The sequence below is a fragment of the Thermococcus thioreducens genome (assembly GCF_002214545.1).
GTDB classification, from domain to species: Archaea; Methanobacteriota_B; Thermococci; order Thermococcales; family Thermococcaceae; genus Thermococcus; species Thermococcus thioreducens.
The window spans coordinates 1,555,494-1,578,051 of the sequence record NZ_CP015105.1 but is presented as its reverse complement, the minus strand read 5'-3'; the positions used below and the strand labels follow the sequence as shown (position 1 = coordinate 1,578,051).

Genomic DNA, 22,558 nt, shown 5'->3' with positions numbered 1-22,558 from the left:
TTCCAAAAGGAAAGGAAATCAGAAGGTGTAGTAGTCCGGCCCTCCCTTCTTCTCGACACGTGACTTCCTGCTCTCCTCGAAGTTCCTGTAGTAGTCGAGCATGTACGGGGTTATGCTCGGCCTGACCTTCTTGAGGGCCTCCTCAAAGTCCCTCCGCGAGACCCTGAGCCTCTCAAGGAACTCCTCGCTCTCCTCCTCGACAATCTCAGCTGGAAGTTCGGCCATTATCCTGCGCATTGCCAGCAGTGCCGCCTCCCTCACGAGGGCCTCTATATCAGCTCCGGAGTAGCCTTCCGTCTTCTTCGCCAGCTCCCGGAGGTTGACGTCCTTTGCGAGGGGGACACGCCTGGTATGGACCTTCAGTATCTCCAGTCTGGCCTTCTCGTCCGGAGCTGGGACTAGTATGAGCCTGTCAAAGCGTCCAGGCCTGAGAAGTGCTGGGTCAAGGATGTCCGGCCTGTTGGTGGCGGCAATGACGACCACACCGCTGTTGCGCTCTATGCCGTCCATTTCTGTTAAAAGCTGGTTGATGAGCCTGTCTGTGACGCGGCTCATATCGCTCCCTCTAGCTGGAGCTATGGCGTCGATCTCGTCGATGAATATCACCGTCGGAGCCGCCTGGCGGGCCTTCCTGAATATCTCCCTCACGCGCTTCTCGCTCTCTCCGACCCACTTTGAGAGGACCTCGGGGCCGCGAATGCCTATGAAGTTGGCCTCGCTCTCCGTTGCTACAGCCTTGGCCAGGAGAGTCTTACCCGTCCCCGGCGGACCGTAGAGGAGCACTCCCCTCGGAGGCTCTATTCCGAGCCTCTGGAAGGCCTTCGGGTACTTGAGGGGCCACTCAACGGCCTCCCTGAGCTCCTGCTTTACCTCGTCGAGACCGCCGATGTCCTCCCAGTGAACGTTTGGCATCTCTATGAGGACTTCCCTCAGAGCGGAGGGTTCGACCATCTTGAGGGCCTCATAGAAGTCGGCCTTTCTAACGCGAAGCTCCTGGAGAACCTCCGGAGGAATACGCTCCTGTTCGGGGCTTATCTTGCCCTCGTTGATGAGCCTCCTCAGGACGACCATCGCAGCTTCTCTCGCCAAAGCGGCTAAATCAGCACCGACAAAGCCGTGAGTCTTCTCGGCTATCTCTTCAAGCATCCTGTCTACCAGCCTGCTCCTGACCTCTGGATAAATCTCCCCTTCGCTCTTTAGGGCCTCCTTAACTTCCTCGTCGCTCTTCGCAACCTCGACCCTCTCGATGAGCCTCTCCAGCTTTGCCCTCTCAAAGGTCTCCCTCTTCATTAGCTCCCTAAGGACCTTGAGGACGGTTGCCTTGTCGTAGTCTGGTTCAAGGGGCATTCCCCTGGTGTGTATCTGGAGTATCTCCTTCCTGCCCTTCTTGTCCGGAACGCCAACCTCGATCTCCCTGTCGAACCTTCCGGGCCTCCTCAGTGCCGGATCAAGGGCATCCGGCCTGTTTGTGGCGGCAATAACTATTACCTTACCCCGGCTCTTGAGGCCGTCCATCAGGGTAAGCAGCTGGCTTACAACGCGTTTCTCGACTTCTCCGACGACTTCCTCCCTCTTTGGAGCTATCGCGTCAATTTCATCGATGAAGATTATGCTCGGGGCGTTCTCCTCAGCTTCTTTGAATATCTCCCTAAGGCGCTCCTCACTCTCGCCGTAGAACTTGCTCATGATCTCCGGCCCGTTGATGGCTATGAAGTGCGCGTTTGCCTCGTTTGCCACCGCCTTAGCCAGGAGGGTCTTACCGGTTCCCGGCGGGCCGTAGAGGAGCACACCCTTCGGCGGTTCAATTCCAAGGCGCTCAAAGAGCTCCGGGTGCTTGAGCGGGAGCTCGACCATCTCGCGTATCTTCTGAATCGCGTCGCTTAAGCCACCGATGTCCTCGTAGGTAACCTCGGGGATGGCTTCCTCGCGTATCTCAACCGCCTGGGGAAGAACCTCAACCTCAGTGTTGTATGTTATCTGGACTATACCCCTTGGAACGGTGTTCACGACGACGAACTTGAGCTCTCCAAAGCCTATCGGCATGGTCTCAAAGAGGCCCCTGAGCAGTTCGTCGAAGGGTGAGCCGCCGTAGTAGGTTTCGCTCCTGCTGCTTGCGACGATGAGGTCCCCCTTCAGAACGGGCCTGCCCAGGAGGTTCCCCTTGACCATCTCCCCAGGTATCTGAATGAAGACACCTTTCTGGGCCGGCGCCAGAACAACCTTCTTCGCCTCCTGCACCTCCGCCTTGGAGACGGTGATGTAGTCCCCTATGCTCACCCCTGCGTTCCTCCTGATGTAACCATCCATCCTGATGATGTCCAGCCCGCGGTCGTCGGGGTGGGGGTTGGCCACTATCGCGGCGGTGGTCCTCTCCCCGATCAGCTCGACTATGTCTCCCGGCTCAACGCCGAGTTGCTTCTGGTACTTTCTGTCGAAGCGTACTATTCCCCTTCCAACGTCTCTCTTCAAAGCCTCAGCAACGCGGAGCTTTATTTTCTCGTACCTCTCCTCATCCTTACCAAAAATCATCTTGACCTCCTCCTCTGCTTTTCGATAGCCTCCTCAAGCGTCAGATTGCCCAGGGCCACCTCGCGGGCGAGCTTTGAGGATATCGTGATGTTGCCGCTCAGCTCGCGGCTGCGTCTCTTTATGTCCTCAATCTCGCGCTTAGTGGGTTCCTTCGCCTCTATGAGCTCTCCAATGGGAACCTCCCTTCCCTCCCGCAGGCCTATGTTTATCGCCGCCACGATGTCCTGAACTTGGGAAACCTCTATCCCACCTACCTTTGGGGTCGTTCTCGATTCGTTGACGACGGTTATGGGGTAATCGTATCCCAGCAGGTCGGCGAGGGCTTTGAGCATAAGAATCCTCTGCCGTTTGGCCCCGTGTCCTATCTTGATTTTAGCGCCGGGATACTTCTCCAGCAGGTCGAGGATTACGCTAACGTCCCGGGGATTCTTAAGGTGGTGAACCTCTATCACGCGGTTATCGGCGACGACGCTCAGGCCGGGCCTCTCCCCGGGGTCGATGGCTATGTACACCCTTTTAAACCTCTCCCTTCCCTCAAGCTTGGCAAGGAGGTCGTCTATAAAGTTCTCGTTCCTCACGATGATCTTAACGGGAAATGCAACCCTGTCATAGTCGGCCTCGCCCGTCAGGACGACCTCAACATCGAGGGGTATTCTGTCTCCGACACGGAGGCTGTGGAAGGGTATGCCGTACTCCTTCAGCACCTTCGTCGCCATGTAGTAAACCCTGGCGTCGCTCGTTACTATCGCTACCCTCATGGTTTCTGATACGTCTCCACAATTAAAAACCTTTCCAACCGTCCTAATCAAAAATTTTGGCCAAGAAAGGCTTTAATTCTGTGGAAAAAAGTTTATAAGTCATTATTGGCAAGTAGAAAGGGGGATCGGGATGCAGCCTCCCAAGAAAAAGAAGAAGGTCGAGGAGTTTGAGGAGGAGCTCTTCGAGGAAGAGGAGGAGTGGGAACTCGAGGAGGATGAGTTCGAGGAAGATGAGTGGGAAGAAGAGTGGGAGGAAGAAGACTGGGAAGAAGAGGAAGAGTGGTGAGCTTTTCTTTTCCAGTTAAACACTTCCACTTACGCAAACCCATTTATAGAGGGGCGTTATCTTTTCTCCCGGTGATAGAATGGCGTTCCTGAAGGTCGTCCCTCTGGAGAAGGCTCTTGAGGTCATAGACTCATTCCCCCTGGAGCCCCAAGTCGAAAGCGTCCCTCTGAGCGAGGCCCTCGGCAGAGTCCTGGCGGAGGATATAGCCTCCCCGGTGGACGTTCCCCCCTTTGACAGGGCCACCGTCGACGGTTACGCCATAAGGGCTGAAGACACCTTCATGGCGAGCGAGAGCGAGCCGGTGAGGCTGAAGGTTATCGGGGAGATAAACGCAGGGGATACTCCGGCAGTGGAGCTCAAGCCCGGTGAGAGCGTTTACATATCCACCGGCGCACCCCTACCCAAGAATGCCGATGCGGTGATACAGTTCGAGGACGTGGACAGGGAAGGGGACGAGGTCGTCATCTACAAGCCTGCCTATCCCGGCCTCGGCCTCATGAAGGCCGGAACCGACATCCCGAAGGGGGAGGTTCTTCTCAAACGCGGGACTAGGTTGGCCTTCAAGGACACCGCCCTCCTGTCTGCTGTGGGGATTGCCGAGGTTCCCGTCTTCAGAAAGCCCCGCGTGGCAGTTATAAGCACCGGGAACGAAGTAGTCCTCCCGGGGACTGAGCTTAGGTACGGGCAGATATACGACATAAATGGCCGCGCCATAGCGGACGCGGTCAGGGAGCTCGGTGGGGATGCCATCTTCCTCGGCATAGCCAGGGACGACCGCGGGAGCCTTAAGGCCCTCATCGAGAAGGGGGTCGAGTGCTGTGACATCGTTCTCCTCAGCGGGGGCGCGAGCGGTGGGATCAGGGACCTGACCAGTTCAATAATCGAGGAGCTCGGTGAGGTGAAAATCCACGGCATTGCGATTCAGCCCGGAAAGCCAACGATAATAGGTCTGATCAGTGGAAAGCCAGTCTTTGGCCTGCCCGGCTACCCGACCAGCTGCCTGACCAACTTCACCCTGCTCGTTGCACCCCTCCTCAGGAGGCTTCTCGGAAGGGAGAGTGTGGTCAGGAAGATCAGGAAGAGGCTCGCCCACAAGGTCTTCTCCGTTAAGGGCAGGCGCCAGTTCCTGCCGGTCAGAATAGAGGGTGAAAAAGCGGTGCCGATACTCAAGGGGAGCGGGGCCGTTACGAGCTTCATAGAGGCCGACGGCTTCATCGAGGTGCCGGAGAACGTGGAGATACTGGAAGCCGGGGAGGAAGTCGAGGTTACTCTCTTCGGCTGAGTTTGTCGTACCTCCAAATCCCCCATCAAAACCTTTTTTAAACTCCTTCACCTTCTTCTCCCAGGTGGAAGACTATGCTGGACATAAAGCTCATCCGTGAAAATCCCGACCTCGTTAAGGGCGACCTCATAAAGCGCGGAGAGCTTGAGAAGCTCAAGTGGATAGACGAGATCCTCGAACTCGATGCCAAGTGGCGCGAGAACTTGAGGAAGATCAATGCCCTCAGGAAGGAGCGCAACCAGCTGGCGGTTCAGATAGGCAAGCGCAAGAAGGCCGGCGAACCGATAGACGACCTCCTCGCGAGGAGCAACGAGATAGTGAAGCAGATTGAGGTCCTTGAGAAGGAAGTCGAGGAGCTGAGGGCTAAGATAGACTACTACCTCTGGCGTCTCCCGAACATCACCCACGAAAGCGTTCCGATAGGCAAAGACGACAGCGAGAACGTCCCAATAAGGTTCTGGGGCAAGGCGAGAGTCTGGGAGGGCTTCCTTGAGAGCTTTAAGGAGCAGAGCCTCGGAAAGATGGACTACGAGGTTCTTGACTGGAGGCCGAGGCTCCACGTTGACATGCTTGAACTCCTCCGCGGTGCCGACCTTGAGAGGGCCGCGAAGGTCAGCGGTTCGAGGTTCTACTACCTCATGAACGAGCTTGTCATCCTCGATTTGGCACTGCTCCGCTTCGCCCTCGATAAGCTCATCGAGAAAGGGTTCACTCCAGTCATACCGCCGTACATGGTGCGCAGGTTTGTAGAGGAAGGTGTCACGAGCTTCGGCGACTTCGAGGACGTTATATACAAGGTCGAGGGTGAGGACCTCTACCTGATCCCGACCGCCGAGCACCCGCTCGCTGGAATGCACGCCAACGAGATAATCGAGGGGAAAGACTTACCGCTGCTCTACGTTGGAATAAGCCCGTGCTTCAGGAAGGAGGCCGGAACGGCAGGAAAGGACACGAAGGGGATCTTCCGCGTTCACCAGTTCCACAAAGTCGAGCAGTTCGTCTATTCAAAGCCTGATGAGAGCTGGGAGTGGCACGAGAAGCTCATAGCCAACGCCGAGGAGATATTCCAGGAGCTTGAGATTCCCTACCGCGTTGTGAACATCTGCACCGGCGACCTGGGCTATGTTGCAGCTAAAAAGTACGACATCGAGGCCTGGATGGCCGGCCAGGGCAAGTTCAGGGAGGTTGTAAGCGCGAGCAACTGCACCGAGTGGCAGGCAAGGCGCTTGAACATCCGCTACCGCGACAAGACCCACGAGAAGCCCCGCTTTGTGCATACGCTCAACTCGACGGCCATAGCAACCTCAAGGGCGATAGTGGCGATACTTGAGAACTTCCAGACTGAGGAGGGCGTCGTAAAGCTCCCGAAGGCCCTCCGGAAGTACACGGGCTTCAAGGAGATTTTACCGGCACATATGAAGGAGCGCTGTTGCAAGGATTAAGCCCTTTCCATTTTCTGCAATCTTGTACTGTATGGAGTACAAAGATTTATAAAGGATTGTACTGTATATAGTCCATGATGGGCCATGATTGAAAGGGAAACTTGGGCCGAGGTGATTCTCGATTACCGTTCACTGCCCTTCGATGGAGTGGAACGAGAAATCGACGTGAGAATCCCCACCACCCAGATGGCACTGGCGATAATCGGACCTAGGAGAGTCGGGAAGACATACCTCATGCGCCAAATCATCGAGAAACTCAGGTCGGAGGGCATTCCGGAGGAGAACATCGCCTACGTGAACCTTGAGGATCCGAGGCTTGTGGGGACTTCCCTTGAGGATTTGATGGTTTTGCTTGAAGTCCTGAGGGAGATGGGTGGGGAGAAACTCCACCTCTTCCTCGACGAGGTCCAGGTCGTTGATGGCTGGGAGCGCTTCGTCCGCTACCTCCTCGACACTGGCAACAGGGTTTTTGTTTCAGGCTCTTCCTCAAAGCTCCTCTCGAAGGAGATAGCGACCCAGCTGAGGGGACGTTCCATAGCGGTTCACGTCTTTCCCTTTTCCTTCGGGGAGTTTTTGAGGGCGAGGGGATTCGCTCCAAAGCGCTACTTATCAAGCGCCAAAAAGGCAGAGCTTAGAAGGCTCCTCCTTGAGTACCTCGAATGGGGAGGCTATCCTGAGGTCGTGCTCAACCCCCATCTGAGGATTGAAATTCTGAAGGGAATCCTGGATTTAACCATCTACCGCGACATCGTGGAGCGCTGGGAGGTCAGGAACCTCTCAGCTTTGAGGCTTCTTTTGAAAATCCTGGCCCGTTCAAGCCATCTCACACTTACCAAGGCGTATTCGACGATGAAGAGCCTTGGAGTTTCGATAGGTAAGGGAACCCTCGCCGATTACCTAGAATACCTGAGCGATGCGTTCATTCTGCACCGTCTTCCCCCCTACGTGAGGTCTTACAAAAAGGCGGAACTGCTCGGCTTCAAGCCCTACCTCGTTGATAACGGCCTGCTGAGGATTACCGGGGTCAAGGACAAAGGAAGATTGCTTGAAAACCTCGTCATGGTTGAACTTCTTAGGCGGGGCTTTGAGCCGGGGGAGGATTTGTTCTACGTTCCTGGCGATGGTTGGGAGGTAGATTTCCTCGCTGGAGACGAGCTGATTCAGGTCAGCTACGAGATTCATACCCTTAACAGGGAGCGCGAGCTTAAGGCACTTCTCAACGCCACAAAGAGGGTCGATGCCGAGAGGCTTACGGTTGTCACGTTTGCGGGGAAGGAGAGTGTTGAACTGAACGGGAGACGGATTGATGTTGTACCTCTCCAGGATTGGCTCCTTCGCTAAATCCCTCCCCGCTCCCTCACCTTCCTCCTAACGTTTGGGTCGCGGTCGGCGATGATTTTCAGGGCCTCCTCAAAGCTCATCCAGTCGGGAACTTCCTCGTTGATGTAGATTCCTGTTCTCCCGATGTTATCTCTCCTCGTTAGGACATGGACGCGCTCGGTGACGATGTCTATGCTCACTCCTAAAACTCTCGCCACCTCGCTCTCCCTTCCCACGACTTCCCTCTCGATGTGCCCCCTCTCGGTGGGGATTATCAGGATTAGCTTCTTGTTAACGCCAGGGACGCGCTGCCTGGTCTTCACTCCCCAAATGTCTATCATCCCGCCCCACCTGTAGAACTCAAGCTCCCTGTCGGTGGGGTCGATCAACGGGAAGGTGACCGTCGTTTCCTCATCTATCTCGATGACGCCCTTGATGAGGTGCCAGGGGGTTGCCATGACTATTTTTCTCCTGCTCACAAGCCCCTCAAGGGCGAGCTCGATCAGATAGCTCGGCACCCGGTAGGGGATGAAGATATCTATGTCGCTGTCCCTTCTTACATCTCCCCTGGCAACGCTGCCGTAGAGCCCGGGGTCGAACTGCTCCAGTCTCTCCATTATTGCCAGGGCCTTCTCCCGCTTCTCCCACAGATAGCGCCAGCGCTTTGGGGAGTAGACGACCTCCCTCTCATCCCAGACACGGACTACCTTCTCCCTCGGCATCGAGCTAAGCTCGACCGGAACGTTTAAAGCCCTACCGATAGCGTTTTATATAGCGGGAACCAGTTTTGGGTGGTGAAAAAAATGCCAGTGCTGGGATTCAACGTAACCAAGATAGAGCTTGAGAGGGTCACACTCTCGGTGCCCCAGGGCCAGATAGAGGTCAGGCTCTCCCCAAAGGTCAGAGAGATGCGCCTCGGGGAGATACGCACCCCTACCGGGAAGATGAACGGGATAGAGATACTTTTCAGGTATGAGATTGATTACAACCCCAAGATCGCCCAGGGTGCGATTGAGGGTGTGATACTCTACGTTCCTCCCCAGAAGGACAAAATAGACGAAATACTCAACCTCTGGGAGGAGGAGAAAAAAATAGACTCACTGACCTTTGCTGAAGTCGTTAACTTCATAACCAAGGAGGTATCGCCGATACTCATGATCATGGCTAAAGAGATGCGCCTGCCGTACCATGTGCCTCTTCCGAGGGTCGAGGTTAGGCCCCAGCCCCAGTGATCCTTTCTATTCCATTAAATTTTAGGTAATCAATGATATATTCCCTCGGCTTCGTGTATCTTGGAGGCAGCCTCCTGAAGTCCCTCGCGGAGCATGGCATTTTCAGCCAGCTCAAGTGCCCTTATATACGCCTTCTTGTTGAAGTAGTACTCGATATTGTCTATATCGACAAGGACATCCTCCGAGCCTGTGGTGGCGGCGTAGTGTTTGAGAACTGCTATACGTACCCTGGCGCGGAACCTCAGATCGCTCTTGGTTTCCAGCACGTTTTTGTACGCTTCCATGGCCTCGTTCAGCTTTCCCATCCCTATAAGGGCCTCGGTGAGCTCCGTAAGTTTCTCCGCGGCCATCTCATAATCCCTCTGAGCGCGGTACGAGCTGATCACTTGGTAGAGCATCCTCGCCGTGTTGAGGCCGATGAGCTTGGCCCTGCTGAAGTTCTTCGCAAGTAGGTATGCGTACTGGGCCTTTACAAGACAGCTGGTAGTTCCGTCCAGGTCTCCGTGGGAATAGGCTATCTTGCTGGCCTTCTCGAAGTTTTTGGCCGCTGTGTCCATCATCTCTATGAAGTGTATGTCGTAGCCAAATATTGCGCGGATGAAGCCCGCAAGCCGGTAAAAAGCTTCCGCGGCTCCGAGGGCATCTCCTTTCTCCAGCCTGCCCTCCGCGACCTGGCCGTAAAGGGTTATCAGGGTCTCGGCGAGCCTCTTGTACGATTCAATATTGTCTATCATCCTGTAGTATCGGTAGGCTGACTCGTACGCCCTTATTGCCATGAGAATGTCATCGTTGTCCTGATATGAATTGCCGAGGTCCTCATAGATGGCCGCGAACTCTTCGGCATACTTCATCAGGTTCTTCTCATCGTTAAGCGTCATGAAAATATCAAGGACGTTCGAGCAGTACTCATCGAGAATGTCGAGATCAACCTCCGCGCGGGAGACCTCGGCCTCTATGAGGTCTATATACAGGTAGGCGCTCTTGAGAAGGGATGGCCTGGCCTTATCAATGGCGTTTGTCTTTTTGAGAAGGACGTATCCGAGGTACTTATACAGCCTCGCGGCGTCTTCGGTTTTTCCTTCTCCCTCATAACCCTTCGCGGCGCGGAGAACCAATTTGAGGCCATCTTTGATTCTCCCCTCATTGAGCCTCTTGAAGGCGAGCTGTTCGAGCTCTTCTGGCCCCTCTAGTCCGATGTCCGCTGGCAAATTTCTCACCCCACATGATTCAAGTCCAGGGCTTGTTGGCTAAAGTTAATGACTCGGGATATTTAAGCGTTGTCTATGCCCAGACTATTCTGTACCCCGCTGCCTTCCTAAGTCTGTTCATGACTGCAAATCCGAGGCCCTTCTCCTCGATGCCTTCGGCGATTATCACATCTACCCCTCGCTTATCCAGCTCTCGGAGGGCCCTGAACAGGTTCCTTGCAACTTCCTCCTCGGTCTTTCCGAGATGGAAGAACTCATCGGCCCCATACTCCTCGGTCGCCATGACTCCCACGCGGAGACCCTTTGCGCGGTACTCCTCGACCAGTTCTGCTATTTTCGCCCGCACGTTCTCCCGCTTTCCTTCGACGACTATAACCTGGGCGTTGGGGGAGTAGTGCCTGTACTTCATACCCGGTGAACGGGCCACATCGACCAGCTTGCCCCTAACGGCGGGGTGTATCTCGACCTCGCCTATGACCTTCTCTATCTCCTCAAGGGGCAGACCGCCGGGCCTCAGCAGGGTCGGCCTTTCGGAGCTCAGGTCTATGACCGTTGACTCGACACCGATCTTCGTTTCGCCCCCGTCGATTATACAGTCTATCCTTCCATAAAAGTCGTCTATCACGTGCTCCGCCAGCGTTGGGCTGGGCTTTCCGCTTATGTTTGCCGAAGGTGCCGCTATAGGGGTGCTGGCCTTTATAAGGGCGAGCGCTATCGGATGGGCGGGCATCCTTACCGCGACTGTGTCGAGACCGCCGGTGGTGGTGTAGGGAACTTCTTCCCTTTTGGGCAGGACCACCGTCAGCGGCCCCGGCCAGAACCTCTCGGCGAGAAGCTTCGCCTCCTTTGGGATGTCTCCCGCAAGCTTCCTCAGGTCGTCGAAATCGGAGATGTGGACTATGAGCGGGTTGTCCGGGGGTCTGCCTTTGGCCTCGAATATCCTTTTAACGGCCTTTTCGTTGAGCGCATCGGCACCGAGGCCGTAGACCGTCTCTGTCGGGAAAGCTACGAGCTTTCCCCTCAGTATGAACCTCGCGGCTACCCTTATCTTCCCCTCATCCACTCCGTCCCGCATGTTGATTACTACCGTCATTCTCCCACCAAGGCTTCACCTGTAGGAGGCCGTTAAAAACGTTGCCCAAGAACGTCAGCGTAGACCTCCTCAACCTCGCGGGCTATTCTGCTCCACGAGTACGCCCCGGCGATTCTCCTCCCCCTGTGGCCCGCTTTGGCATTGAACTTTGGTTCTAGGAGCAGTCTCACGGCATCAACCAGCTCATCGAGGCTCTCAAACGTTAAGCCGTTTTTGCCCTCCCTTATAAGCTCAGGGATTGCACTAATACGCCTTCCCACCGCAGGGACACCGAGGCTGTTGGCCTCAAGCACAACGAGCCCAAAGCCTTCCCGCTTGGAAGGAAGAACCAGCAGCTTGCTCCGGGACAGTATGGTGTCCACGTCGTGCCGGTAGCCTGTGAACTCAACATTCTTGGGGGCTACTGCCTGAAGCTTTTCTCTCAGGGGGCCGTCACCGACCATAAGGAACCTCTCCTCCGGTAGAAGGCGGGCCAGCTCTATGAACGTTTCAGGGCTCTTGTAGTCCCTGAGAGCGCCTATGTACGTGATGTAATCCCTCCTTCCACCGGTTTCTCTTAGCGGTTTGACACCGTTGGGTATGACCCTCACCCTATCCGCTCCGAGGGATGCCGCCTTCTTGGCGAGCCAGTGGCTGACGGCTATAATCGCGTCAGCGCTGTTCAGTGTTCTCTTCACGTAGAACCTGCCGAGGGCTAACGTTGCCGTGTGCTCCAGGTCGCTTCCGTGGGCCGTCACAATGAGAGGGAGCCCGGTTTTTTCCTTTGCGAGAACCCCTGCAAAACTCGTCGTCCCAATGAAGTGAGCATGGATCAGGTCAAAGCCGAATTTTCTGTGGAGTCTGGATATCTCCCTTGCCCCAAGCAGGGCGAAGCTCGTCCCCCTGATTCCATAAACCGGTGGAACCGTGACGTAGTGGACAAATCTGGATTCAAAGCCCCTCGGCTCAATGGGCCCGTAGGTGAGGACGTGAACCTCATGCCTCTTTCTCAGCTCCCGCACAAGGCTGTCCAGGTGGTTGGCAACGCCTCCGCCGTGCGGTGGGTAGTGTCCTACCATCAGAATCCTCATTTTGACCGGAGAAAATGGAGAGGAGGCGTTAAAAAGGATTATGGTCTCCCTCCGCCCCTTCCTCCGGGGATACCGGGTTGGCCCGGCATGCTCTTCTTGGTCGCCAGCGTCGCCATCTCGCTCCTGATCCTGGGTATCAGGTCGTTGAGGAGGACGGAGTAGTCTCCCCTGCTGAGCGCCTCCTTGGCCTGGGCTATGAGGGACTCCAGCTCGCCCACATCATAGCCCTTCCGTTTGAGTATCCTAACCATGACCTCCAGCTGGTGTATCTCAAGCTCTAACTGCATCCTCACAGATCCCTGGTATACGGTCCTCATCTCGCTGTATGCGCGGGATATGACAAAGTCCGCATTGAAGCTGGCTATCATGGCGAGCTGGTACGCTCTGGAGTATTCACCCGAGTTGTAGGCATCCCATGCAGCGTTCAGGGCACTCTTTGCCCCTTCGAGCTTCTTCCTTGCGGCCGGTATCTGGAGCCCATCAAGGAGCCCTTCAGCGCGGCCGGTTTTGTTCTGGACGTTGATGAGAAGTGAATAAACCTCGTCCCTCGTGGGGGACTGGGCAAGGCTCCCTTCCTCGTAGCCTGCGAAGTGGGATTTCATCCATTCATCAAGTTTTTCCCTGTTCAGGGGAAACATCGGCTTCCCCCTTCCGGAATATGTAATGGAGTACTTGACCTCGGTTATACCGCTGAACTGTCCCAGTGCCGCTATCGTTATGTTCTCCCTCCCTTCATCCGTGAGAATCAGTATCGGCTTCCCCTTGAACTCGTAAGGCCTCAGCTTCATGGTCTCAAGGTAGCCCTCTATCGCCAGGGCATCGCGGCCGTTGGCTATGACCACGGTTTTTATCCCATCAAAAACGTCAGGGAACTCGTCTTTGAGCGACCCTATCACCACGAGGTTCGTCTCGTATCTGGTCTCACCGTACCAGCGTTCATAGGGGATTCCAAATTCCTCCAGGTCCTTAGTGTACTCCTCGGGAACGGCAACCGGGCCGCCGATTATTATGACCCTGTCCGGGTCAATGCTGAGTATCTCGGCGCTCGCCGCGGGATCGTACGTGCCCCATGGGCTCACTATCAGCTGGGCACCGAGGAGGTTTGCAATGTTCTGGGCTATGGCGGCATCGGCTTCATTGTCGCTCACGAGGATGACCAGCCTCAGGTCCCCTGCACCCGCGTGTCCGAGGGGAACCCCGCCGAGCATGAACATGAAACCGATGAGGATTACGAGCCCTCTTCTCCATCTCACGCCTTTTCACCTGCTTCTACCTTGGGAAAAGCCTTATTTAAGCATTTTTCACGCAATCGTTTGCCCCCGTTTGGTTTGGGGGGAAGGGGAAGGGCAGAAAAGTCCTCCTCCTGCCGGGAGGATTAACGGACGTTCAAAATCGTTTACCCACGTTTAAAGACCTCGTTAAAGGCTCTTTGGGCGTACTCGCTCAGGGTGAGCCCTTCACCTTTCGCCAGCTTTTCGAGGAGCTTCTGGGCGTGGCTCCCGTACTGGGCAGCTTTCTTTTCACGTTCCGCTATCTCCTTTGGCAGGCCTAGTTCAAGCGCCACCTTCCGCAGAATGGCCTTTCTGGTGCCGTTTTCGATTTTCAACCCCACTGGTGTTCCCAGCGCAACGGACACAACGGCCAGGTCAAGGAACGGCACGCGCCCCTCGACCGAGTTGATCATGGCTATCTTGTCGTCCCTTGCGAGGTTTTTCTCCCCCAGCTCAAGGAGGTCGTTCTCCATCAGCGTGGGGTTTCGGAGGTACTTGGCATAGCCCCCGAAGAGCTCATCGGCCCCCTGTCCGCTTAGAAGAAGCCTGCATCCGTCTTTGCTCGCCAGCCTAGTTGAGAAATAAAGGGGAACTCCTATCGCGAGGTTCATTGGATTCGGTTCCTCGATGGCGAAGACGACCCTTGGAACGGCATCGCGAACGTCGTCTATGTCAAAGACGTACTCCTTAAGGGGGAGCCCGAGGAGTTCGCTGGCCTTTCGCGCCCATTCAAGGTCGGGACTGCTCTCTGCGCCCGAGGTATACAGAATAACGTCGGAGTGGTGGGACGCCAGCAGGGCTATAAGCGAACTGTCCAGTCCGCCAGAGAACAGAATACCTGTCCTTTTCCCGGTCCTGACCCTGACCGCGTGCTCCAGGACGTTCATAAGCGCGCGCTTTGCCCTCTCCGGTGTCAGGTCTCTCCTGAGTTCTGTGATCGTGAAGAGCCTCCTTCCCTCGGCACCTCTATGGGATATTACCACAAGTTCGCCCGGCCTTACTGGTATTGCCTCTTCGCCTATTGCCCACAGGACTTTCTTTTCCGAGGCAAAGAAGCCGCTCGGCGAGTAGTAGAGAGGCCTAACACCGATTGGATCCCGGAAGAGATATATCCTCTCCCCATCGCTGAAGGCCACCGCGTAGTCACCCTCAAGCATCGTCATAGCTTTCCTGACGGCCCCCCATACGTCCAGCCCGCCCTCAAGGAGGTGCTCAATGAGCCTTAGGATTACCTCGCTGTCAACGTCGGTCTCAAAGGAGACGCCCTTTCCTTCGAGGTAGGCCCTCAGGTGTCCATGGTTGTATATCTCCCCGTTGTGGACGAGGGCCAGGTCGTTGTAGAATGGCTGGGTGTAGCTGGAAGAACCCGTCATCGCCAGCCTGCACTGGAGAAGGCCTATTTTTCCCCCGGGAATCTCGGAAAGGTGTGAAAAGTCACCGGATTTGAAAACGCCCTCATCGGTCCAGACGCCGAGGGAGTCCTCTCCCCGGTGCTTTCCGGATATTATCATCCTCATGAACCTGTCCTTCAAACTCTCACCGATTCCTCCAGCTATCAGACACATGCTCCCACCGTGGGGACTTGGGGGTACGACACCAAAAGGCTTCTTCATTATCCCTTGAAAGCGTTTTCATAACGCTCCCCCTAAACTGAAAGCCTGCCCAGAAACTGCGGGGGGAGATTGAACTATGTCAGGTCGCCGCAGGTGCAGTGGTGCTCGTAGGCAAGGGTCTCAAGGTCGTCAAAACCCTCTCCAGTCTTGGCGGAGATATAGAGAACCCTTGTAGGAGGTGCCAGCTCCGGAAGGGCCGAGCACATCCTGTACGCCAGGAGTCCCTGCATCGAGGGCTCCAGCTTGAGCCTGGCGTTCAGATACTCCATGTCGTCGAGGTATCTCCGATAGTCCTCAAGCCTCTCCACGGTGTCGATCTTGCTCATGGCCGGAACGGTTGTTGTTCCAAGGCGCAGTTCTATCATCAGGCCAAAGAAGCGAACGAAGCAGAAATCAGCGGGTTTCCTCAGTATATCCGGGCTGAAGAGGTAGACCGTTAACGGTTCCGGAAGGTTTTCCATCAGCCTGACACCGAACTCGTGGAAGAGAAAAGTCTCCATCTGGCCGGGGGTATCGAGGAGAACGTAATCGCTTCCCCTCTCTGCCTCCAGAATCGTGGAGACGTAGTTGGAGACCCTCGGGAGAAGCCGGTCGTAGCTTTCCACTATTGCTCCGTTGGGGCCGTAGCCTTCCTCCATTATGTCCCAGGCGGTTACATCCTGCCTGACGTCGACATCGGGCTCGTAGGGAAGTCTCTTCACTCCCGTATCGAGGTTGACATACGAAACTGAGTAGCCGTTTTCCTCAAGGTATCTTCCGAACGAGGCTGTTAGGGTGGTCTTTCCGCTCCCTGCAGTTCCTACGAAGGTTACTATCATCTCATCACCCTGGCCTTGAGGCCGGATATTCTGGAGATCCTTTCCGCCAGCTCCATGAATGCCTTCGCACCTTCCGATTCAGGTTTATACTCCACTACGGGGACACCTTCGAGGGTGGCCTCCCTGACGGCAGGGTCTTCGGGGATAACGGCGAGGAGAGGTATTTCCATGACCTCTTCAGCCACCTCCGGTGGGATTTCCGCCTCGCTCCTTCCCGAACGGTTGAGAACGAAACCCAGAATTGCCAGACCCGCCCTTCTCAGAACCATTCCAACCTTCATAGTGTCAGTGACGCACGAGATTTCAGGGTTTGTAACGAGGAGAACCTCTTCCCCGCTCAGCATTGCGTTCATTGCGTCCATCTGAAGCCCCGCGGGGGAGTCTATCACAACAAAATCGAACTTATCCTTCAGCTTCTTTATTGTCTCGGGAAGCTTTCTGGGGTCTGCCCTTATCACGTGCTCCCAGTCTATCGATGCCGGAACGAGGTGAACGTTCTCATAGGCGGTGGCGTATATCGCATCGCTTATTGTAGCCCTCCCGGCGAGAACATCGTGGAGGGTCGTGTATGCGTCGTCTATCCCCATGACGAGGCTGAGGTTTGCCATTGTGAGGTCTGCGTCCACTGCACAGACCCGGTAGCCCATTTTGCCCAGCGCGATTGAAAGGTTGGCAGTCGTCGTTGTCTTTCCCGTGCCCCCCTTGCCGCTTGCAATGGAGATCAGCCTGCCCATTGTCCCACCCATCTACTTTTCGGCTAAACCTTTATGAACCTTTAGTTATAGCACCTCTTTGAAGTATTGTGGAGGACGGAGAGTTTGAATCTTCTGAGGTGAGAGAAATGAGGACGTTTGTTGCCGATACGAGCGTAATCGTTGACGGTAGGCTTACACAGTTCCTCGCGGGTATCGATGGTGATGTTAAGGTCATCATACCTGAGGCGGTCATAGCCGAGATAGAGCACCAGGCCAACGAGGGAAAGGCGATAGGCCATGTTGGACTTGAGGAACTCAAGAAGCTTAGAGAAATGGCCAACGAGGGCAGGATCCTCCTGGAGTTCCACGGGGAGAGGCCCGAGCTCTGGCAGATAAAAAGGGCCAAGTCCGGGGAGATAGACAGCATGGTCCGGGAGATAGCCAAAGAACTTGGGGCTACTCTGATAACCGGCGACCAGGTGCAGCGCGATATAGCGATAGCAAAGGGCATAGACGTGATATATTTAACTGCCAGAAAGGATGTCAGGCACCGCCTGGAGGACTTTTTCGACGAGACCACGATGAGCGTCCATCTGAAGGCCGGACTGAGGCCCCTCGCAAAGAAGGGAAGACCTGGAGAGTGGAGGCTCGTCCCGGTCAGGGACGAAATCCTCACGGATGAGGAGCTGGAGGAGATAGCGGACGACATAGTTGAGAGGGCAAAGCGCGATCCAGAGAGCTTCATAGAGCTCGACGAGCCCGGGGCGACTGTCGTTCAGCTCAGGAACTACCGTATAGTCATAGCCAAACCGCCCTTCGCGGACAGGATAGAGATAACCGCCGTCAGGCCTGTCAAGAAGCTCAGCATTGAGGACTACGAACTGAGCGAGAAGCTCATGGAGCGCCTCAAGGAGAAGGCGGAGGGGATACTCATCGCCGGAGCGCCGGGTGAAGGAAAGACGACCTTCGCCCAGGCCCTCGCCGAGTGGTACGCGGGCATGGGAAGGATAGTCAAGACGATGGAAAAGCCGCGCGACCTCCAGGTTGGGGAGGAAATAACGCAATACACAGCCCTAAACGGCAGGATGGAGAAGACCGGCGATATACTCCTCCTGGTGAGGCCGGACTACACGATATTCGACGAGATGAGGAAGACGAGCGACTTTAAGATATACGCTGACCTCCGCCTGGCGGGAGTGGGTATGGTAGGAGTTGTGCACGCAACGAAGCCGATAGATGCAGTCCAGCGCTTCATCGGAAGGGTGGAGCTCGGAATGATACCACAGATAGTCGATACCGTCATCTTCATCAAGGCCGGAAGGGTCGCCAAGGTCCTGACGCTGGAGTACCTCGTCAAGGTGCCGAGCGGCATGAGGGAGGAAGATTTAGCGAGGCCGGTGATAGAGGTTCGCGATTTCGAGACGGGCGAGCTGGAGTACGAGATTTACACCTACGGCGAGGAGATAAGTGTCGTCCCGGTGAAGAAGGAGGAGAAGGCTCCCGCTTTGAAGCTCGCCGAGAAGAGGCTCAAGCAGGAGATAAAGAAGTTCCTTCCTGACGTTTACACCGAAGTCGAGATAGTCAGCCCGCACAAGGCGATAATATACGCCGACGAGTTCGACATCCCGGCGATAATCGGCAAGAAGGGGAAGAGGATTACGGAGCTGGAGAAGAGGATAGGTATAAGCATCGACGTCAAGAGCTTCACCGAGAGGGAAGCCGAGAGGCCCAAGGAGAAGATACCGGTTGAGGTCGAGGAGAAGAAGAAAACGATTGTCCTCCGCGTTTCCCCGGACTATGCAAAGAGGCCCCTCAAGTTCTACGGTGGCGAGCAGTACGTCTTTACGGCAACGCCGAGCAAGAAAGGGCTCGTGAAGGTCAGCAAGAGCACGCCGATAGGGAAGGAGCTGAAAAGGCTCCTCGATGCTGGCATTCCAATCTGGGCGACCGCCTGAGAAAACTTTTTATAGTTTGCCTTCTTCTTTTCTATGGTGGTAACTAGTGGGAGCCGCCGACGTACTGGCAATCCTCGGGGCGATATTCTTTATACTCCTGATATTCATGCCCTTTATCCCAGGGGGCCCAAGCCTGATGGTGCTCTTCCTTGGGCTATTGCCCCTGGCTCTGCTTGTCGTTCTCATCGTCAAGATGTGGGAGCTCAGCAGTGAGGTCAGAAGCATTAGGGAGGAGCTAAAGGCGCTCCGGGACGAACGGGGGGACACGAAAGATGGGGGGTGAGTACGACATCCTTGAGGCTATAGGGGCCATACTGACGGGCGTCGCCCTGGTGATACTGCTCACCGCAGGGGGAGCTGGATTGATTCTTGGGCCGGTGCTCCTTGTGATGGGACTCGTAGTCTGGAAGATGGGCGAGATGCGGAGGGAGTTCAACGAGAAGCTCGATTTCCTGAGGCGGGAGATAGAGTCTCTCAAAGCCTCTGGGGGCACCGCCGATGGTTGACGTCTCCACCAGGGGCTTTGTGGTAGTCGTTCTCTCGATATTCCTCCTAATATCTCCGGGAGGCTGGTTCTTTGCCATCATGGTGGCTCTGCTCTTTGCCCTGGTCGGCTGGGCCTTAATCGGGGTGGCGAACGAGATAGGCACCTTAAGATCAGAGATATCGACTTTGAACCGCGAAATAAAGAGGCTCAAGAAGGAGCTTGAGGAGGCGGGGTGAGATGAAGCTCGTTAGGGACCTTTCGGCGCTTTTTGCACTTCTCGTATCCCTCTCCCTGCTTATGTACGCACAGCCAGAACATAGGAGGGATGTGGGTTTCTACCTTGGTATCTCCTTCGTTGTTCTGGCCTTTCTGCTTCTCGCCATCTGGAGGGAGCTGGAGCGTCTGGAAGACAGAATCCTTGAACTGGAGTTCATCCTGGGTGAGTCCGATGGGGGAGAGAACGATGGTGAGGATATGGAAAAATAGGGTTTTCTGGACTCTGGCAATTGGAGGGCTATTTGCATATCTGTCGGTGTTTTTTGTTGGCTCAGACGCCCTACTGGTGGGAAGTTCCCTCTGGGTACTGGCCTTCGTTTACCTACTCGTTTCAAGCATCGAAAAGTGGACTGGATTCAAAAGGCCCACATAACGGCTCAGCTGCGAGGGTACTCATCACGCATCAGCTAGCGAAATTGTCTTCATCGCCGGATTAGGTTCTCGCAAGATTTTTTAACCCTTTTCCGGAGGAGAGACCATGCTGGTTCTGGCCTCTGCCTCACCGAGGAGGCGGGAGATACTCGCCCGGTTCATAGACCGGTTCGAGGTTATTCCGAGCAGGGCGAGTGAGGAGTGTAACCTGGAGGATCCCACAGAATACGCCCTGGAACTCGCCAGGAGGAAGGCATGGGAAGTTTACGAACGTGTGGGCGGAACCGTCATCGGCGCCGATACGGTGGTCAGCATAGACGGTAGAATCCTTGGGAAGCCGAGAAGCGAAGAAGAAGCTTACGAGATGCTGAAAACACTGAGCGGAGGGGTTCACATGGTTATAACTGGCTACTGCATAGTCCACGAGGGTAAAGAAATATCTGGGGCGGTAGTCACTGAAGTCAAGTTTCGCGAGCTGGACGATGAGTTGATATGGGCATACGTCAGAACCGGTGAGCCGATGGACAAGGCCGGAGCTTACGGCATACAGGGGAAGGCCGGCCTGTTCGTCGAGTGGATCAGGGGTGACTACTACAACGTCGTCGGCTTCCCGCTGGAGATAGTCTGGAGGCTGAGGGAGCTTGGATTTGACGTTCTATCACGCTGAGAGAATTTATTTTTCGGATATCTCTCCTCAGAGGGAGCAATTTCTAAAACTCCGCAGGTGAGCCTCTCGGGAAATCACTTTTTATGGTTCCGAGGGTATAACTTATTGTCGCTATTTTAAGCATTGATTGTAACGAAATTTCTTCGAGAATCATGACAGGGGAGGAGCAGGGCTCGAAAACGCCGGCAACTTGTCAAAACTGGATATTTTGGATTTTAAAATATTAATATCGCCGTTTTCGGCGTTTGGACGTATCACGGTGCTCGGGAAATCACATGGACTTTTCTGTTCACTGAACGTTTGCAGTCTCTTGGACTCCCATTTAACCCTTCCGAGCTCTCTGGCCTCACCGTTTCAGGCATTATGAGAGTCCCTTTTCTATCGGTTTCCAGAAAGGCTTAAATATTGGGGGTGTTTTAGAGGCTTATTGGGCAAATGGGAGGAAATTCCAGCCTGTTGCAATAAGACTCTAGGAGAATTGAAAGTTATGTCCCACGTCACTGGAGCTGTAGCGGTGTTGAGGTTGCAATAAGACTCTAGGAGAATTGAAAGAAGACAAACACTGGAAACCAGAGCGCAAACCTCGCTCGTTGCAATAAGACTCTAGGAGAATTGAAAGGAACCTCCCCACGTCCTCGGTGCTGATGCTAACACTGTTGCAATAAGACTCTAGGAGAATTGAAAGCCGAAAACTTTTTAAGGAGAAGTGCGCTAACGGAGGGTTGCAATAAGACTCTAGGAGAATTGAAAGGTAATTACAAAAAGCCTTTTCCATCTACCTTTTTCAGTGTTGCAATAAGACTCTAGGAGAATTGAAAGACAAAATCAAGGGCGACGTTATAGAAGCCCTCCACAGTTGCAATAAGACTCTAGGAGAATTGAAAGTTTAGGTGTCCCCGGTGCGGTTCCCTCCTTGATGTGGGTTGCAATAAGACTCTAGGAGAATTGAAAGACAGCGTCACGTCTATTTTGCCGTTCAGCTCCTCGAGTTGCAATAAGACTCTAGGAGAATTGAAAGCTGGTGGCGGTTCTGGGAAGGCTATATAAGGTAGTTTACGTTGCAATAAGACTCTAGGAGAATTGAAAGTTAACTTTCAGCTTCAATAAAACACCCATAGCAAATTTGTTGCAATAAGACTCTAGGAGAATTGAAAGTGATGAGCGCCATTAAAGTCCTTCTCCGTGTCTCTGGTTGCAATAAGACTCTAGGAGAATTGAAAGTTCTACTGGATTTAGCCCCTGTTCAGTGACTGAACTGTTGCAATAAGACTCTAGGAGAATTGAAAGTCGGCTGGGAGAGAATGAACGAGGAACAGCGGCTGGTTGCAATAAGACTCTAGGAGAATTGAAAGATAAGGAGATACTTAACGGCAGGTATGACGTGTTGCTCGAGTTGCAATAAGACTCTAGGAGAATTGAAAGTTCCGAACGAGGTTAAAATCGCCTACTTCCTCGACAGGTTGCAATAAGACTCTAGGAGAATTGAAAGAGGTTAAAAAACAACTCCAGATAATGGCAGAGAAAAGTTGCAATAAGACTCTAGGAGAATTGAAAGATGGTCAGGAGGAGAAAGACTAAGGTTAGGAGAAAGGGTTGCAATAAGACTCTAGGAGAATTGAAAGTGTAGCTCTTCTATCGCTTCTTCGATTTTCTCAAGCTTGTTGCAATAAGACTCTAGGAGAATTGAAAGAGACCTTGGCGATAAGAAGAGCATCCCTGCCCTTCGGGTTGCAATAAGACTCTAGGAGAATTGAAAGTTAGATCGGCTGGCGAAAGCTCTTCGCTGTAAAAGTGGTTGCAATAAGACTCTAGGAGAATTGAAAGAAACACTAACAAGCTCGACACTTTCTCCGCCAGCCATGTTGCAATAAGACTCTAGGAGAATTGAAAGCCTTCACCAAACACAAGCTTTGTGTATTCTTTTCCATGTTGCAATAAGACTCTAGGAGAATTGAAAGCGGCGAATGTTGAAATCATGAGCCGTCTAATCGTCGCGTTGCAATAAGACTCTAGGAGAATTGAAAGGCTTTGGGTGGTCTGTATAGTCCTCAGCAGGATAGTTGTTGCAATAAGACTCTAGGAGAATTGAAAGTGCCTTAGTAGCATGGGCTGGGGCGAAAACCTAGGTGAGTTGCAATAAGACTCTAGGGGAATTCCTAGGTGTTTCATGCGTTTAAGTTCGAG

At 54.3% G+C, this 22,558-nt stretch carries 22 protein-coding genes and 1 CRISPR repeat array (1 of these 23 running past the window's edge); of the genes, 12 read left to right on the top strand and 10 right to left on the bottom strand.

The window, feature by feature from the left end:
* Window positions 1-18: 18 nt before the first annotated feature.
* Together A3L14_RS08660 and A3L14_RS08655 are read right to left on the bottom strand one after the other, a co-directional pair.
* Complete coding sequence (locus A3L14_RS08660; protein ID WP_074631135.1) at window positions 19-2,529, bottom strand: CDC48 family AAA ATPase; 2,511 nt, start codon at window positions 2,527-2,529, stop codon at window positions 19-21.
* Window positions 2,526-3,287, bottom strand: coding sequence for a hypothetical protein (locus tag A3L14_RS08655; RefSeq protein ID WP_055429606.1), 762 nt, complete (start codon window positions 3,285-3,287; stop codon window positions 2,526-2,528). Before A3L14_RS08655 ends, A3L14_RS08660 begins: the two co-directional genes overlap by 4 nt.
* A 130-nt stretch (window positions 3,288-3,417) precedes the next feature.
* On the opposite strand from A3L14_RS08655, the gene A3L14_RS11845 reads away from it, so the two are divergent.
* From A3L14_RS11845 to A3L14_RS08635, 4 genes are all read left to right on the top strand, one after another.
* A complete protein-coding gene (locus A3L14_RS11845; RefSeq protein ID WP_198300088.1) occupies window positions 3,418-3,573 on the top strand; it encodes a hypothetical protein in 156 nt (51 codons plus the stop codon).
* A 79-nt stretch (window positions 3,574-3,652) separates the two neighbouring features.
* On the top strand, window positions 3,653-4,855 hold the full coding sequence (locus tag A3L14_RS08645; protein WP_055429605.1) for a molybdenum cofactor synthesis domain-containing protein: 1,203 nt from the start codon (window positions 3,653-3,655) through the stop codon (window positions 4,853-4,855).
* Window positions 4,856-4,929: 74 nt separating this feature from the next.
* Entirely contained in the window at window positions 4,930-6,297 is a 1,368-nt protein-coding gene (serS, locus tag A3L14_RS08640; protein ID WP_055429604.1) for a serine--tRNA ligase, read from the top strand.
* A gap of 84 nt (window positions 6,298-6,381) precedes the next feature.
* On the top strand, window positions 6,382-7,638 hold the full coding sequence (locus A3L14_RS08635) for an ATP-binding protein (RefSeq protein ID WP_055429603.1): 1,257 nt from the start codon (window positions 6,382-6,384) through the stop codon (window positions 7,636-7,638).
* Here A3L14_RS08635 and A3L14_RS08630 read toward each other — a convergent pair.
* Window positions 7,635-8,339 (bottom strand): nucleotidyltransferase domain-containing protein, encoded by a 705-nt coding sequence (locus A3L14_RS08630; protein WP_055429602.1) that lies wholly within the window; start codon window positions 8,337-8,339, stop codon window positions 7,635-7,637. The genes A3L14_RS08635 and A3L14_RS08630 overlap by 4 nt on opposite strands.
* A gap of 81 nt (window positions 8,340-8,420) precedes the next feature.
* On the opposite strand from A3L14_RS08630, the gene A3L14_RS08625 reads away from it, so the two are divergent.
* Window positions 8,421-8,849 carry a hypothetical protein gene (locus A3L14_RS08625; RefSeq protein ID WP_074631139.1) on the top strand — a complete coding sequence of 143 codons (429 nt, stop codon included), beginning with the start codon at window positions 8,421-8,423 and terminating at the stop codon, window positions 8,847-8,849.
* 29 nt (window positions 8,850-8,878) lie between these two features.
* Here A3L14_RS08625 and A3L14_RS08620 read toward each other — a convergent pair whose 3' ends face one another.
* The 7 genes from A3L14_RS08620 to minD form a co-directional block, all read right to left on the bottom strand.
* A complete protein-coding gene (locus A3L14_RS08620) occupies window positions 8,879-10,066 on the bottom strand; it encodes a hypothetical protein (protein WP_232473319.1) in 1,188 nt (395 codons plus the stop codon).
* A gap of 64 nt (window positions 10,067-10,130) precedes the next feature.
* A complete protein-coding gene (locus A3L14_RS08615) occupies window positions 10,131-11,150 on the bottom strand; it encodes an L-threonylcarbamoyladenylate synthase (protein WP_055429601.1) in 1,020 nt (339 codons plus the stop codon).
* 32 nt (window positions 11,151-11,182) lie between these two features.
* A complete protein-coding gene (locus A3L14_RS08610; protein WP_055429600.1) occupies window positions 11,183-12,220 on the bottom strand; it encodes a glycosyltransferase family 4 protein in 1,038 nt (345 codons plus the stop codon).
* Between the two features lie 38 nt (window positions 12,221-12,258).
* Window positions 12,259-13,473 (bottom strand): cell wall-binding repeat-containing protein, encoded by a 1,215-nt coding sequence (locus A3L14_RS08605; protein ID WP_055429599.1) that lies wholly within the window; start codon window positions 13,471-13,473, stop codon window positions 12,259-12,261.
* Between the two features lie 143 nt (window positions 13,474-13,616).
* On the bottom strand, window positions 13,617-15,056 hold the full coding sequence (asnB, locus tag A3L14_RS08600; protein ID WP_055429598.1) for an asparagine synthase (glutamine-hydrolyzing): 1,440 nt from the start codon (window positions 15,054-15,056) through the stop codon (window positions 13,617-13,619).
* A gap of 122 nt (window positions 15,057-15,178) precedes the next feature.
* Window positions 15,179-15,922: an ATP/GTP-binding protein gene (locus A3L14_RS08595; protein ID WP_055429597.1), complete on the bottom strand. Its 744-nt coding sequence runs from the start codon at window positions 15,920-15,922 to the stop codon at window positions 15,179-15,181.
* Window positions 15,919-16,656: a cell division ATPase MinD gene (gene minD / locus A3L14_RS08590; protein ID WP_055429596.1), complete on the bottom strand. Its 738-nt coding sequence runs from the start codon at window positions 16,654-16,656 to the stop codon at window positions 15,919-15,921. Before minD ends, A3L14_RS08595 begins: the two co-directional genes overlap by 4 nt.
* Before the next feature lie 107 nt (window positions 16,657-16,763).
* On the opposite strand from minD, the gene A3L14_RS08585 reads away from it, so the two are divergent.
* The 7 genes from A3L14_RS08585 (at window position 16,764) to A3L14_RS08555 (ending at window position 20,374) form a co-directional block, all read left to right on the top strand.
* Window positions 16,764-18,572, top strand: coding sequence for a PINc/VapC family ATPase (locus tag A3L14_RS08585; RefSeq protein WP_074631141.1), 1,809 nt, complete (start codon window positions 16,764-16,766; stop codon window positions 18,570-18,572).
* 46 nt (window positions 18,573-18,618) lie between these two features.
* On the top strand, window positions 18,619-18,855 hold the full coding sequence (locus tag A3L14_RS08580) for a hypothetical protein (RefSeq protein WP_055429595.1): 237 nt from the start codon (window positions 18,619-18,621) through the stop codon (window positions 18,853-18,855).
* The gene (locus A3L14_RS08575) at window positions 18,845-19,078 is read left to right on the top strand and encodes a hypothetical protein (protein WP_055429594.1); all 234 of its coding nucleotides are present in this window, start codon (window positions 18,845-18,847) and stop codon (window positions 19,076-19,078) included. The genes A3L14_RS08580 and A3L14_RS08575 overlap by 11 nt, the downstream gene beginning before the upstream one ends.
* The gene (locus tag A3L14_RS08570) at window positions 19,071-19,295 is read left to right on the top strand and encodes a hypothetical protein (protein ID WP_055429593.1); all 225 of its coding nucleotides are present in this window, start codon (window positions 19,071-19,073) and stop codon (window positions 19,293-19,295) included. The genes A3L14_RS08575 and A3L14_RS08570 overlap by 8 nt, the downstream gene beginning before the upstream one ends.
* 1 nt (window position 19,296) lies before the next feature.
* Window positions 19,297-19,545 (top strand): hypothetical protein, encoded by a 249-nt coding sequence (locus tag A3L14_RS08565; RefSeq protein WP_055429592.1) that lies wholly within the window; start codon window positions 19,297-19,299, stop codon window positions 19,543-19,545.
* Window positions 19,523-19,708, top strand: coding sequence for a hypothetical protein (locus A3L14_RS08560; RefSeq protein ID WP_055429591.1), 186 nt, complete (start codon window positions 19,523-19,525; stop codon window positions 19,706-19,708). Before A3L14_RS08565 ends, A3L14_RS08560 begins: the two co-directional genes overlap by 23 nt.
* A gap of 105 nt (window positions 19,709-19,813) precedes the next feature.
* Window positions 19,814-20,374: a Maf-like protein gene (locus A3L14_RS08555; protein WP_055429590.1), complete on the top strand. Its 561-nt coding sequence runs from the start codon at window positions 19,814-19,816 to the stop codon at window positions 20,372-20,374.
* Window positions 20,375-20,829: 455 nt separating this feature from the next.
* A CRISPR array of direct repeats spans window positions 20,830-22,558; the repeat unit is 30 nt; unit sequence GTTGCAATAAGACTCTAGGAGAATTGAAAG (it continues 52 nt past the right edge of the window).

Excerpts from the sequence above, each read along its gene's own strand:
- A3L14_RS08660 (WP_074631135.1), bottom strand. The coding sequence starts at position 2,529 with ATGATTTTTGGTAAGGATGAGGAGAGGTACGAGAAAATAAAGCTCCGC.
- A3L14_RS08655 (WP_055429606.1), bottom strand. The coding sequence starts at position 3,287 with ATGAGGGTAGCGATAGTAACGAGCGACGCCAGGGTTTACTACATGGCG.
- A3L14_RS11845 (WP_198300088.1), top strand. The coding sequence starts at position 3,418 with ATGCAGCCTCCCAAGAAAAAGAAGAAGGTCGAGGAGTTTGAGGAGGAG.
- A3L14_RS08645 (WP_055429605.1), top strand. The coding sequence starts at position 3,653 with ATGGCGTTCCTGAAGGTCGTCCCTCTGGAGAAGGCTCTTGAGGTCATA.
- serS (WP_055429604.1), top strand. The coding sequence starts at position 4,930 with ATGCTGGACATAAAGCTCATCCGTGAAAATCCCGACCTCGTTAAGGGC.
- A3L14_RS08635 (WP_055429603.1), top strand. The coding sequence starts at position 6,382 with ATGATTGAAAGGGAAACTTGGGCCGAGGTGATTCTCGATTACCGTTCA.
- A3L14_RS08630 (WP_055429602.1), bottom strand. The coding sequence starts at position 8,339 with ATGCCGAGGGAGAAGGTAGTCCGTGTCTGGGATGAGAGGGAGGTCGTC.
- A3L14_RS08625 (WP_074631139.1), top strand. The coding sequence starts at position 8,421 with ATGCCAGTGCTGGGATTCAACGTAACCAAGATAGAGCTTGAGAGGGTC.
- A3L14_RS08615 (WP_055429601.1), bottom strand. The coding sequence starts at position 11,150 with ATGACGGTAGTAATCAACATGCGGGACGGAGTGGATGAGGGGAAGATA.
- A3L14_RS08610 (WP_055429600.1), bottom strand. The coding sequence starts at position 12,220 with ATGAGGATTCTGATGGTAGGACACTACCCACCGCACGGCGGAGGCGTT.
- asnB (WP_055429598.1), bottom strand. The coding sequence starts at position 15,056 with ATGTGTCTGATAGCTGGAGGAATCGGTGAGAGTTTGAAGGACAGGTTC.
- A3L14_RS08595 (WP_055429597.1), bottom strand. The coding sequence starts at position 15,922 with ATGATAGTAACCTTCGTAGGAACTGCAGGGAGCGGAAAGACCACCCTA.
- minD (WP_055429596.1), bottom strand. The coding sequence starts at position 16,656 with ATGGGCAGGCTGATCTCCATTGCAAGCGGCAAGGGGGGCACGGGAAAG.
- A3L14_RS08585 (WP_074631141.1), top strand. The coding sequence starts at position 16,764 with ATGAGGACGTTTGTTGCCGATACGAGCGTAATCGTTGACGGTAGGCTT.
- A3L14_RS08575 (WP_055429594.1), top strand. The coding sequence starts at position 18,845 with ATGGGGGGTGAGTACGACATCCTTGAGGCTATAGGGGCCATACTGACG.
- A3L14_RS08570 (WP_055429593.1), top strand. The coding sequence starts at position 19,071 with ATGGTTGACGTCTCCACCAGGGGCTTTGTGGTAGTCGTTCTCTCGATA.
- A3L14_RS08565 (WP_055429592.1), top strand. The coding sequence starts at position 19,297 with ATGAAGCTCGTTAGGGACCTTTCGGCGCTTTTTGCACTTCTCGTATCC.
- A3L14_RS08560 (WP_055429591.1), top strand. The coding sequence starts at position 19,523 with ATGGTGAGGATATGGAAAAATAGGGTTTTCTGGACTCTGGCAATTGGA.
- A3L14_RS08555 (WP_055429590.1), top strand. The coding sequence starts at position 19,814 with ATGCTGGTTCTGGCCTCTGCCTCACCGAGGAGGCGGGAGATACTCGCC.